General features: G+C 69.1%; 11 protein-coding genes. All 11 read right to left on the reverse strand.

Going from position 1 to position 12,066, the window contains the following annotated elements:
- Positions 1-65 precede the first annotated feature (65 nt).
- Positions 66-317, reverse strand: coding sequence for a 50S ribosomal protein L27 (rpmA, locus tag VH914_21580; protein HEX4493807.1), 252 nt, complete (start codon positions 315-317; stop codon positions 66-68).
- A gap of 20 nt (positions 318-337) precedes the next feature.
- Entirely contained in the window at positions 338-640 is a 303-nt protein-coding gene (gene rplU / locus VH914_21585; GenBank protein ID HEX4493808.1) for a 50S ribosomal protein L21, read from the reverse strand.
- A 159-nt stretch (positions 641-799) separates the two neighbouring features.
- The gene (locus VH914_21590; protein HEX4493809.1) at positions 800-2,920 is read right to left on the reverse strand and encodes an Rne/Rng family ribonuclease; all 2,121 of its coding nucleotides are present in this window, start codon (positions 2,918-2,920) and stop codon (positions 800-802) included.
- Between the two features lie 12 nt (positions 2,921-2,932).
- Complete coding sequence (locus VH914_21595) at positions 2,933-3,688, reverse strand: TIGR03936 family radical SAM-associated protein (GenBank protein ID HEX4493810.1); 756 nt, start codon at positions 3,686-3,688, stop codon at positions 2,933-2,935.
- Positions 3,688-5,649, reverse strand: a complete 1,962-nt coding sequence (locus tag VH914_21600; GenBank protein ID HEX4493811.1) for a TIGR03960 family B12-binding radical SAM protein — start codon at positions 5,647-5,649, stop codon at positions 3,688-3,690. The genes VH914_21595 and VH914_21600 overlap by 1 nt, the downstream gene beginning before the upstream one ends.
- Positions 5,650-5,772: 123 nt before the next feature.
- Complete coding sequence (gene rodA, locus VH914_21605) at positions 5,773-6,924, reverse strand: rod shape-determining protein RodA (GenBank protein HEX4493812.1); 1,152 nt, start codon at positions 6,922-6,924, stop codon at positions 5,773-5,775.
- The gene (mrdA, locus tag VH914_21610) at positions 6,924-8,882 is read right to left on the reverse strand and encodes a penicillin-binding protein 2 (protein ID HEX4493813.1); all 1,959 of its coding nucleotides are present in this window, start codon (positions 8,880-8,882) and stop codon (positions 6,924-6,926) included. The genes rodA and mrdA overlap by 1 nt, the downstream gene beginning before the upstream one ends.
- Before the next feature lie 206 nt (positions 8,883-9,088).
- Complete coding sequence (gene mreD, locus VH914_21615) at positions 9,089-9,598, reverse strand: rod shape-determining protein MreD (protein HEX4493814.1); 510 nt, start codon at positions 9,596-9,598, stop codon at positions 9,089-9,091.
- A gap of 1 nt (position 9,599) precedes the next feature.
- Positions 9,600-10,565: a rod shape-determining protein MreC gene (mreC, locus tag VH914_21620; protein HEX4493815.1), complete on the reverse strand. Its 966-nt coding sequence runs from the start codon at positions 10,563-10,565 to the stop codon at positions 9,600-9,602.
- Between the two features lie 30 nt (positions 10,566-10,595).
- A complete protein-coding gene (locus VH914_21625) occupies positions 10,596-11,633 on the reverse strand; it encodes a rod shape-determining protein (protein HEX4493816.1) in 1,038 nt (345 codons plus the stop codon).
- 184 nt (positions 11,634-11,817) lie between these two features.
- Positions 11,818-12,066 (reverse strand): nucleoside-diphosphate kinase (locus tag VH914_21630; protein ID HEX4493817.1); only part of this gene is annotated, 249 nt, incomplete at its 5' end.

A 12,066-nucleotide genomic window follows, 5' to 3' on the forward strand; every position in this document is an offset into this window, starting at 1 on the left:
GGTTTTGGTGGTACTGCGTTATCGGCGTATCGCCGAAGAACGCAGTACCACTGACGCGCGGGAGGTCAGCCCTGGACGATGTCGACGAGCTTGCGGCCGCCGCGCTTGCCGAACTTCACGACACCGTCGGACGTCGCGAACAGTGTGTCGTCGCCACCGCGGCCCACGTTGAAGCCGGGGTGGAACTTCGTGCCCCGCTGACGAATGATGATCGTCCCTGCAGTGACGGTCTCGCCGCTGAAGCGCTTCACACCGAGCCGCTGCGAGTTCGAGTCCCGACCGTTACGCGACGACGCCGCGCCCTTCTTCTTCGACATGGTGCCGCCTCAGCCTTCGATCAGGCCTTCGAGATCGCGGTGATCTCGATGGTCGAGTAGTGCTGCCGGTGCCCCCAGCGCTTCCGCTGGTTGCTCTTGTTCTTGTACGTGAAGCCCTTGATCTTCGGACCCTTGGCTTCGCCGACGACCCGGGCGCTCACCGACGCGGCCTCGAGCTGCGAAGCGGTCGAGAGCACCTCGTCGCCGTCGACGAGCAGCACGGGCCGCAGCGACACTTCGGCGCCGGGCAGCTTCTCGACGTCGAGCCGCTGGCCCTCCTCGACGCGGTACTGCTTACCGCCGGTCTTGATCACTGCGAACATCGCGCGAAAACCTCGGAACTGGGCCGGTGAAGAACCGGGTGAGTGTAGCCGGGGACCGGCGGAAGCCGGAAAGCGGCGAGCGAAGCGAGCACGCGACGTCGCCTGCTCCCATCGCGCGTCGTGTCGGGCGAGCTTGCGAGCCCGACCAATGGATACGGCCTATTCCAACATTGCCTCGTCGACGACGAAGCCGCGGCCGGCGCAGGTCTCACACGTCTCCGAGAAGGCCTCGACCAGGCCCTCGGACACCCGTTTGCGGGTCATCTCGAGCAGGCCGAGCTCGGTGATCGGGAACACCTGCGTGCGGGTCTTGTCGCGCGCGAGCGCCTCGCGGAACGACCGCTCGACATCCTCCCGGTTCTTCTTGATCTCCATGTCGATGAAGTCGATGACGATGATCCCGCCGATGTCGCGCAGTCGCAGCTCACGCGCGACCGCCTCCGCAGCTTCGAGGTTGTTGCGGTAGACGGTCTCCTCGAGGTTGCTGCGACCGACGTTCTTGCCGGTGTTCACGTCGATGACGGTGAGCGCCTCGGTGCGCTCGATGATGAGCGAGCCACCCGACGGCAACCACACTTTGCGATCGAGCGCCTTGTGCAGCTGTTCGTGCACGTGGAAGCGCTCGAAGATCGGCAGCGGCTCGGCGTCGACGTCGTAGAACTCGACGCGATCCGCGAGCTCGGGCGCGACCGCGTCGACGTAGCCCTTCACGTCGTCGTAGAGCTCGCGGCTGTCGATGACGATCGCGCGGTACTCCTTCGTGAACTCCTCGCGGATGACGCGCGTGACGAGCGGCGGCTCCTTGTAGAGGAGACGACCCGTCTTCGACGTCTTCGCGAGCTGCGAGATCTGCGCCCACTGGTTCCGGAGCCGGCGCATGTCGCGCTCGAGCTCCTCCTCGGTCGCGCCCTCCGCGGCGGTGCGCACGATGAGGCCTGCGTCGTCGGGACGCAGGTGATCGAGGATGCGACGGAGACGCTTGCGCTCGTCGTCCGGGAGCCGCTTCGAGATGCCGTACGTCTCGGGCTGCGCCGGCACCATCACGACGAAGCGACCCGCGAGGCTCACCTCCTGCGTGAGGCGCGCGCCCTTGTGCCCGATCGGGTTCTTCGTGACCTGCACGATGATCGCCTGACCGTTGCGCAGCACCCGCTCGATGCGCGGCTTCTCGTTGCCCTCGACCTCGCTCGGGTCGAACGCGACGTCGCCCTGGTACAGCACGCCGTTCTTCGGTGTGCCGATGTCGATGAAGGCCGCCTCCATGCCCGGCAGCACGTTCTGCACGCGCCCGAGATAGATGTTGCCGTCGATCGACCAGATCTCGTCCTCGGGCTCGGACACGTAGTGCTCGATGAGATTGCGCCCCTCGAGCACCGCGATCTGCGAGACGCCCGTCGGCTTGGTGTGGACGACCATCGCGTAGCGACCGGTCGGCCGGCCCTTGCGGGTCAGGCCCCGCCGCTTCTCCAGCTGCTCGTCGTCGAGCAGGTCGAGCACGCTCGGCTCGTCCTCGGCGATCGTGAACGAGCCTTCGACGTAGGTCGCCTTCGCGCGCGTCGCGGTGTTGCCGTTCCCATTGCCCCTGCCGCTTCCGTTGCCGTTCGTGCCGGCCGGACGGGCGCCTTCGCCGCCCGCGCCCGCGCCGGCGCGCGAGCGGCCGCGTCCACCGCGCCGCCGGCGCCGCTTCTTCGGTGCGTCGGGATCGCCGCCGTCGGCCGCGCTCGCCGCGGGTGCGCCGCCGGCCGCGGAGGGTCGACTGTCGCCGATCTGAGGCTTCGGCGGCGCGGGGCGGCGATCGCCGACCTGCGGGCGAGCGCCGGTCGACGGCAGGTCCGCGTCCTCGCGGGCCTCCGCGAGCGCGTCGTCGTCGGTGTAGCCGCTGTCGGCGTCGGCGTCGGTCCAGTCGTTGCCGCGCTGCTCGCGGCCCGGTGCGATCGTCGTCTCGTCGTCGTTATCGTCGGCCGCGTCCGCGTCGGCCTCGTCGTCGGTCGCGGCCGATACGGCCGACTCGGGACGCGGGCCGGTCGGACGCTTCCGGTTGCGACCGCCACGGCTGCCGCGACGGCGTCGGGGCTTGGGCTTGCCGTCGATGCCCCCGGCTTCGGGTCCGAGCGGGCGCGGGGTCGCGCCGACGTCAGCGGATCCGGGCGGTTGCTCCTCGGGGTGCCCGTCGCTCCCGTTCGACGACGGGACGGCGGTGACGATGGGTTCGGCCGGCGCCGGCGGCGCACTCGCCGCGACTTCCGGGAGCGTGGGCTCGGGGAGGACGGACTCGGACATCGGTTCCTTCTCTCACGACGCACGCACCACGGGTACGTGCGGGCGCGTGTCGGCGTCGAGCGGTTCGCACCGCGCGCCGTCGCGCTCGATCCATTGATGGGTCCGCACCGCGCGTCCGATCGCGAGCGTCGGCGGGTCGGGGCGCGTGCCCGCGATCGCGGCGACGACCTCGCTCGGCTTCGCGCCGCGCGGTTGGGTCGACAATTCCATTTCGAGTGTCGGGATGTTCGCGACCTCGCCATCGACGACGTCGAGGCTCCGGATCGCGGGCCGGACGTCGGACATCGAGGCGCGTCCCTTGCGCACCTGCTCGACCTCGAGCACCGCCGCGGATCGCGCGGCGGCGACGAGCTCGCTCAGCAGGTCGACGGGCACCGGCTCACCGTCGTCCCCGGTCACCTCGACTCGCCAGGTGACCACGGTGACGACTTCCTGCAACGCGGGGGCCCGGTCCGCGAGCGCGACCACGTCGATGACCGAGAGGCCGATCGGCATGGCCGCGTTGAGCCGCTCCGGCAGCGGCTCGAGGTCGACGGGTTCGGACAGCTCGAGGTCGAGGTACTCGGCCTCGCTCTCGTACCCCGTCGAGAGGGCGAGCCCGAAGCTGACCTTCGGGCGGGGCGAGAAGCCCAGTGTGAACGCGAGCGGCAGCTGCTCGATGCGCAACGCCCGCTCGAACGCGCGGGCGACGTCGCGGTGCGAGATCCACCGGACCTTGCCCTGCTTCGAGTACTTCACGCGCACGGCGTAACCCGCGTCGCCGCGCATCAGACGCCGTCTCCGGCGATCGCGGGTTCGGGACGGCGGCCGAGCGCAATCGGCACGTCGGCACCGCGCGACAGATCCTGCCCGGTGCCCTGGCTCCCACCCGCGGGCGCGACCGTCGACGCGACGACGTGCTCGAGGGCGTACCCGGTGCACACGCCGCAGTCGTAACACGGCGTCCAGCGACAATCGGGGAGCCCGTGCTCGCGCAGCGCGTCCTGCCAGTCCTGCCAGAGGAAATCGGAGTGCAGGCCCGCGCGGATGTGCTCCCACGGGAGCAGCTCGTCACGCGTGCGCTGGCGCGTGACGTACCAGTCGGGGTCGAGTCCTTCGGCGCGCAGCGCGTCGAGCCAGCGCTCGAGGTCGAAGTGCTCGGACCACTCTTGGAAGGTGCCACCGCCGCGCCACACGCGCTCGATCACACGACCGAGCCGGCGGTCACCGCGGCTGAGGAGCCCCTCGGCGAAGGTCGCTTCGGGGTCGTGCCACTTGAGCTGCGCGGCGCGCTGACCCTTGAGCGCGTTGCGCACGAGGCCGATCTTGCGGTGCAGCTCGCCGACACCGTTCTGCCCGAACCACTGGAACGGCGTGTGTGCCTTCGGCACGAAGCCACCGAGCGACACCGTGCACGACGGGTTCTTCGTGTGCTTGCGGCCGACGTCGATCACCGAGCGCGCCAACTGCGCGATGCCGAGCGTGTCTTCGTCGGTCTCGGTGGGCAGCCCGGTGAGGAAGTAGAGCTTCACCCGCCGCCAGCCGCTCGAGTACGCGCCGTCGACCGCGGCGTAGAGATCTTCCTCGGTGATCAACTTGTTGATGACCTGCCGCAGCCGCCACGAACCACCCTCGGGCGCGAACGTGAGCCCGGTGCGACGCACCTTCTGGATCTCGCTCGCGATCCCCACGGTGAAGGCGTCGACGCGCAGCGACGGCAGCGAGAGGCTGACCCCGCCGGTGCCTTCCTGGTCGTTCACGAGGTCGGCGACGACCCGGTCGATGCCCGAGAAGTCGGCGCTCGACAGCGACGTGAGCGCGACCTCGTCGTAACCGGTGCGGCGGAGGCCCTCGCGCACCATCGTGCGGACCTGCTCCTCGGGCCGTTCGCGCACCGGCCGCGTGATCATCCCGGCCTGGCAGAAGCGGCAACCGCGCGTGCAGCCGCGGAAGATCTCGACGTTCAGCCGGTCGTGCACGACCTCGATGAGCGGCACGAGCTGCTGCTTCGGATACGGCCAGTCGCCGAGGTCGGCGATCGTGCGCTTCTCGACCGTGCTCGCGGCTTCGGGCACGCGCGGCGTGATCGAACGCAGCGCGGGGCCGTCGTACTCGACGTCGTAGAGCGACGGCACGTACACGCCGACGATCGTCGCGAGGTCGCGCAGGACCGCTTCCCTCGATGCGCGGCCGCCGCGCTTCCACGCGCCGACGACGGCGGCGATCTCCCCGACCACCTCTTCGCCGTCGCCGATCACGAAGGCGTCGACGAAGTCGGCGAGCGGCTCCGGGTTGAACGTGCAGTGACCGCCCGCGATGACGATCGGATCTTCCGGCTTGCGGTGCTCGGCGCGAATCGGCACGCCGGCGAGGTCGACGCAGTTCAGGAGGTTCGTCGAGACGAGCTCGGCCGAGAGGTTGAAGGCGAGCACGTCGAAGTCGGCGGCGGCGCGGTGCGTGTCGACCGAGAAGAGCGGGACACGCGTGCTGCGCATCGCGCGCTCGAGATCGGTCCACGGGGCGTAGGCGCGTTCGGCGACGGCGTCGTCGCGCTCGTTCAGGATTTCGTAGAGGATCTGGAGGCCCTGGTTGGGGAGGCCGATCTCGTAGGTGTCGGGATAGATCAGGAGAAAGGCCGCCTGACCGGGCCGGTGATCCGGCGCCAGGGCGCCTCGCTCCATGCCGATGTAGCGAGCGGGCTTCTCCACCTTGGCCAGGAGCGGTTCGATCCGCGGCCAGAGGTTGGACATGTCCGGGTGAGTCTACCTGGCGGTAGGCGGAACCCGGGGCATCGCTCCGTGGTACTCGGCGCGCGCTGCGCGGCGTTCCTCGCCACCCCACCCTCTGGAAGGGCTCGCAGCAGGCGACCAGAACTATGTGAAGCGGCGCATGTGGACGTTGGCGACGAGGCCGACGGCGATGAAGTACGTGATGAGCGCGGAGCCGCCGTAGGACATGAACGGTAACGGGATGCCGGTGATCGGCATGATCCCCATCGTCATGCCCATGTTCTCGAACACCTGGAAGGCGAACATCGCGAGGATGCCGATGCACAGCAGCGTCCCGAAGAAGTCGGTCGACAGCAGGGCTATTCGCCAGGTGCGCCACACGAGCAGCGCGAACAGCGCGAGCAGCAGCGCGCCGCCGAGGAACCCGAGCTCCTCCCCCACGACCGTGAAGATGAAGTCGGTGTGCTGCGCAGGCACGTAGCTGAGCTTCGTCAGCGTGCCCTTGTAGAGCCCCGTGCCGGTGAGCCCTCCGTGCTGGATCGCGGTGCGCGACTCGGCGAGGTTGTACTCGGCCGGCGTCGCGCTCTCGGTCGACACCGGGCCTTGGTGCAGGAAGCTCGTGAGCCGGTCGAGCCGGTAGCCGCTGAACTTCCCACCGACCGCGAGCGCGCCGACCAGGGTCGCGACGACGAGGAACACGGTGGCGATGTGCATCGGACGGATGCCGGCGACGAGCACGACTGCGGCGACGATCACGCACATCACGAGCATCGTGCCGAGGTCGTTCTGGAGCATCACGAGCGCCATCGGCACGAACGCGATCCCGAGGGTGATCGCGAGCCGCCACGCGTCGAGGTCGCCGCGATGTTGATGGCAGTAGCCCGCGAGCGTGATGACGAGCACGACCTTCGCGATCTCCGACGGCTGGAACTGCAGCGGACCGACCTGGAACCACGCGGTCGTGCTGTTGCGGCCGGTGCCGATGAAGCGCACCGCGAAGAGCAGCGGCAACGTCCCGATGTAGAGGAGCGGGAAGAGGTCGCGCAGCTTCCGGTAGTCGATCGCCATCGCGACGAGCATGAGCACGACGCCGATCACGAGCGCGATCCCCTGCCGCTCGACGTAATAGAAGCGGTCGACGTGCTCGAGCGACAGCCGCGTGCGCGTCGACGAGTAGATCATCAGGATCCCGAGCGCGGTGATGGCGAACGGCGAGAGGATCAGCAGGAAGTCGAGGTGCCGGAACGGCATCGACTCCTGCGCGCGCTCCGTCGACAGGTTCAGCGTCGCGGTCATCAGTCGTTCCCCGTCGCCGAGGCTGCGAGCGGCGCGGGCCGCGAGACGCCGATCAGGCCTTCCATGACCCGGCGCACGATCGGCGCGGAGATCGCGGCACCGAAACCGGCCTGCTCGACGAGCGAGACGACGACGTACGGGTGGCCGTTCGCGCCGGTGACCATGCCGACGAACACCGAGGTGTCGCTCTTGTCGCCTGCGGCGTTCATCACGACCTCGGCCGTGCCCGTCTTGCCCATCACCGGGTGCTGTGCGAGCGGGAAACCTTGGAATGCGTCGTACGCGGTGCCCGAAGGATCGTTCACCGCGCCGGTGAAGCCGTCGACGAGCGCGCTGCGCAGCTGCGGGTCGAGGTCGATGCGGCGGCGTGCCTTCGGCGCGAGCTGGCGGATGATCTTGTGCGTGTCGGGGTCGACGATCTTCGACACGAGCTGCGGTTGGTAGAGCGTGCCGCCGTTGTCGAACGCCGCGTACGCGTCGGCGAGCTGGAGCGGCGTCGCGAGCAGATCGCCCTGACCGACGGCGAGCTCGATGTCGTCACCGGGGTTCCACGCGCTGTTCTGCGCGAGCGCCTGCGAGCCCTTCGGGTACAGATTCCTCGCGAAATCGGCCTTCCACTTCGCGTCGGGCACGCGTCCCGCCGACTCGTCGAGCGCGATACCGGTCTTCGAGCCGAAGCCGAACTCGCGCGCGACCTGCTGGATCGCATAGCCGCGGTTCGCGTCGCCGGCGCGCCATGTGCTCCACATGTCGTCGCCGAACTTGTAGAAGTAGACGTCGCTCGACACGGTGAGCGCCTTGCGCAGGGTGACGGTGCCGTGCGGCTCATTGTTCGCGTTGTGGAACGTCGACGCGCCGACCTTGAACGATCCCGGGTCGTCGACCGGCGTGAACTCGCCGCGGTAGTCGTACTTGATCATCGCAACGGACGACACGAGCTTGAACGTCGACCCGACCGCGTACAGACCCTGTGTCGCGCGGTTCAACAGGCGCGCGGGCGGCGCGGTCAGGTCCTTGTACTGCGCGGTCGTGATCCCGTTGACGAACTGCGCGGGATCGAACGATGGGTACGACGCCATCGCCGCGACCGCACCGGAGCTCGCGTCGAGCACGACGACGGATCCGCCGGGCGCCTTGTAGTTCTCGAGGCGAAGGTCCTTCACCTCGGTGTTCTGGTCGGTCCGCGCGATCGCGATGCCTTGTGCGAGCGACGACTCCGCGATCTGCTGCAGGTGCGCGTTGATGGTCAAGTACACGTTGTCGCCGGGACGGCCGGGCGCCGAGACGACGGGATTGCCGACGACCCGTCCCGCGGGATCGACCTCGACGCGCTCGCGGCGCGACACGCCGTGCAGGTAGTTGTCGTACGTCGCCTCGACGCCCGCGCGACCGATCGTGTCGTTGTCCTCGTAGCCGCGGTGCTTCTTCGCTTCCGCGGGACTCGTGATGTGTCCGACGTAGCCGAGCACGTGCGCGGCCAGCGTGCCGTACGGATACGAGCGGTACGGGATCATCTGCACCGTGACGTGCGGATAGCGCTCCTGCCGCTCGAGGATCGTGAGCCGCACCGCGTCCGGAACCTCGTTGCCGACCGCGATGACCGCGGGCTCGAACGGCGACTGCCGCGGATCGTTGATCCGCTTGTTCACTTCCTTCGTCGTGAGGTGCAGCAGCGTCGAGAGCCGCTGTACGACGTTCTTGCGTTCCGCGCCGACGAGCCGGCGGTCGACTTCGATCCCCCACTCCACCTGGTCCTGCACGAGCACCGCGCCCTGCGAGTCGAGGATGAGACCGCGCGGCGACTCCTGCTGCGTGGTGCGGAACGTGTTCTGCGCGATGACCGCGACGGTCGCCTCGCTGTTGCCGATCTGGAGGAACCACAGCCGGCCCAGCAGCGCGCTGAACAACGCGACGGCGACCACTCCGACGATCGCGACGCGTACGCGCTGATCGTTCACGGGCGCGCCGTTCTCACGGAGTTCGAACCCACGGCCGGCACCGACCCATGTTGGCCGCTCTTCAAGCGCTGTGCATACCGGGCCTCAGCCAAGCAAGACGACCGTTCCCGCATGAGCGCGCGAGCGGACGCGAGCAGCGCGGCCACGGCGGATCCCATCCCGCGTCGAGGAGGGCGAAGCTTGCGAGCCCGACCAAGAGAATCGCTTCAGTCTCGCCAGGTCATCGGTGGCGCGACCCGCGTGCGCACGAACCGGTCGACCAGCGGAAACACCACGAGCGCGGCGATCGCGTCGTAGAGCGCGGCCCGCGCCACGATCCCGACCGTCGTGAGGTGGATGAGCGAGTCGGTGCCCGCGAGAATCGCGATGACGGCGAAGATCAGTCCGCCGATGAGACCGCCGAGGCCGCCGAGCACGAACGGCAGCCACCGGCTCGATCGGATGAGCGACGCTTGGATCACGCCCGTCGCGTAGCCGGTCACCGCGTACGCGAGCGCGGACGCGCCGACCGGCGTGCGGAGGAAGAGATCGAAGCCCAGCCCCGTCGCGAAGCCGACGATCGCGGCCGTCTCCGCGTCGTCGTGATACGCGATCGCGATCGCGAGGACGAGGCCGAGGTCGGGCACCACGCCGAAGAGTCGCAGGTGCGGCATGAACGCGACCTGCACGACGACCGTCGTGAGCACGAGGAGTCCGAGCGGGAGGACGCGGCGCATGTCAGGTCGTCGGGGGCGTCGACGACGACGTGGTCGTCGCGCCCGGAAGCGTGGTCGGCGTTGTCGTGGTGGTGGTCGTCGTCGGCACGGTCGTCGACGACTGCAGCTTCGGCGGCACCGCCGAGCCCGGCTTCCATTGCAGCACGCGCACGTATTCGAGGCTCCCGACGTCGACGTACGGCGCCACGAGCGTGTCGATCGTCAGCCCGTCGTCCGAGACGCTCGTCGACACGACGCGTCCGACGGGGATGCCGGGCGGGAACGTGCTCTGCGTCTGTCCCGACGTGATCACGATCTCGGAGCGGCGCGGACGCGCGTGCGCGTTGAGCGGTCCTGCGAGCGGCACGCTCAATGTCGACCGTCCGGCTTGGCCCCCCGCGATGCCGACGTTGCGATGCGTCACCATGCGCACGCCGACCGCGAAGTCGGGATCGTCGAGCAGCAACACCGTGGAGCCGCCGCTCCACGATTGCCACACGCGACCGACGAGCCCGCCCGACGCGACGACGGGCATGCCGACGCGCACCCCCGACTCGGTTCCACGCGACAACGTGATCGTGCGGTTGAAGTTGCCGGCGCCGTTGTCGATCACGCTCGCGACGACACTCGGTATCGGGTCGCCGCCCCACGACAGGTGCAACAGCGCGTTCAGCTGCCGGTTCTCACTGCGGTCGGCGTGCCCCTGCGCGGCCTGCACGCGCGCCGCGGCGAGCTCACGGCGCAGGCGCGCGTTGTCGTGCTTGAGCGAGCCCGCGTGCACGATCCCGTCGAACCAGTTCGAGACCGGCGACATGATGTCGGACGCGACGTTCGACACCGGATCGACGACCCGATGCGCGACCCGCCCGAGCGTGCCCACCGCGCCGGAATCGCCCTGGCGCTGGTCGAGCGTGATGAGCGTCACCGCCGTCAGCACGAGCAGGACCAGCACGTAGCGACGGCGACCGCCGCGACCGGGCCCTGCCATGGAGCGATTCGCCTCCCGCCGGATGACGGGCTACTGGCCCTGCGACGAGATGAGCACCTGCTTGAGGGCGTCGAACGCCTCCAGGCACTGGCCGGATCCGATCACTACGGAGTAGAGCGGATTGTCGGCCACGCGGATCGGCATGCCGGTCTCCGTGCTCAGCCGCTCGCGCAGACCGTGCAGCGACGCGCCACCACCGGCCATCACGATGCCACTGCTCATGATGTCGGCCGCGAGCTCCGGCGGCGTCTTGTCGAGCGTCACCTTCACCGCGTCGACGATCGCGGCGACGGGCTCTTCGATCGCTTCGCGAATCTCGACCGTCGACACGACGACCGTCTTCGGGAGACCGGTGACGAGATCGCGACCGCGAATCTCCGCGTACAGCTCCTCCTGGAGCGGGAACGCGCTCGCGAGCGCGATCTTGATCTCCTCCGAGGTGCGCTCGCCGAGCGCGAGTGAGTACTCCTTCTTCACGTAGTTGACGATCGCCTCGTCGAGCTCGTCACCCGCGATGCGGATCGACTCGCTCGCGACGATGCCGCCGAGCGAGATGACCGCGACCTCGGTCGTGCCGCCACCGATGTCGACGATCATGTTGCCCGCGGGCTCGTGCACGGGAAGCCCCGCGCCGATCGCAGCGGCCATCGGCTCCTCGATGATGTACACGGGCTTGCGCGCGCCGGCGTACTCCGCGGCTTCCTGCACGGCACGCTGCTCGACGCCGGTGATCCCCGACGGCACGCAGATCACCATGCGGGGCTTCGCGAAGCGACGCTGATGCACGCGCTGGATGAAGAAGCGCAGCATCTTCTCGCACACGTCGAAGTTGTTGATCACGCCGTCCTTGAGCGGACGGATCGCGGTGATGTGACCGGGCGTGCGCCCGATCATGCGCTTCGCCTCGATGCCGACGGCGAGCGGTCGACCGTCGCGCGTGTTCACGGCGACGACCGATGGCTCGTCGAGTACGACGCCCCGCCCGCGGACGTAGACAAGTGTGTTCGCGGTGCCCAGGTCGATCGCCATGTCGCGACCGATCACCGAGGCGTACCAGGGCTCGGACACCCAGGGCCCCCTTCGAGGCTGGTCGAATCGGGTCAAGGCTACGGGAGCGACTCTGGCGCCGCCAGCCCTGCCTGTGCTGCGACGGAGCGCGCGGACCGCGCGCGCAACGTTCGGCTCACCAGAGTGGGCGGGTCGCCGAGCGGCCCGCCCAACCACGAGGCTGAGGCGTCGGGAGCGGCGAGCGTCAGCGAGTGCGACCAGAGAGTTCAGGAAAAAACAGGGCGATCTCGCGCGCGGCGGATTCGGTTCCGTCGCTGCCGTGCACGAGATTCTCGGTGAGCTCGACGGCAAGATCGCCGCGAATCGTGCCCGGCGCGGCCTCGCGGGGGTTCGTCGTGCCCATCAGCGTGCGCACGACCTTCCACGCCTCGGGTCCTTCGACCACCATCGCGACCAGCGGACCACCGGTGATGAACGACACGAGGTCGCCGAA

The organism is Acidimicrobiia bacterium (genome assembly GCA_036271555.1).
In the GTDB taxonomy this organism is placed as follows: domain Bacteria; phylum Actinomycetota; class Acidimicrobiia; order IMCC26256; family PALSA-610; genus DATBAK01.

What these genes read in the sequence shown, in the direction of transcription:
- rpmA (HEX4493807.1), bottom strand. Translation starts at nt 317, where the DNA reads ATGTCGAAGAAGAAGGGCGCGGCGTCGTCGCGTAACGGTCGGGACTCG.
- rplU (HEX4493808.1), bottom strand. Translation starts at nt 640, where the DNA reads ATGTTCGCAGTGATCAAGACCGGCGGTAAGCAGTACCGCGTCGAGGAG.
- VH914_21590 (HEX4493809.1), bottom strand. Translation starts at nt 2,920, where the DNA reads ATGTCCGAGTCCGTCCTCCCCGAGCCCACGCTCCCGGAAGTCGCGGCG.
- VH914_21595 (HEX4493810.1), bottom strand. Translation starts at nt 3,688, where the DNA reads ATGCGCGGCGACGCGGGTTACGCCGTGCGCGTGAAGTACTCGAAGCAG.
- VH914_21600 (HEX4493811.1), bottom strand. Translation starts at nt 5,649, where the DNA reads ATGTCCAACCTCTGGCCGCGGATCGAACCGCTCCTGGCCAAGGTGGAG.
- rodA (HEX4493812.1), bottom strand. Translation starts at nt 6,924, where the DNA reads ATGACCGCGACGCTGAACCTGTCGACGGAGCGCGCGCAGGAGTCGATG.
- mreD (HEX4493814.1), bottom strand. Translation starts at nt 9,598, where the DNA reads ATGCGCCGCGTCCTCCCGCTCGGACTCCTCGTGCTCACGACGGTCGTC.
- mreC (HEX4493815.1), bottom strand. Translation starts at nt 10,565, where the DNA reads ATGGCAGGGCCCGGTCGCGGCGGTCGCCGTCGCTACGTGCTGGTCCTG.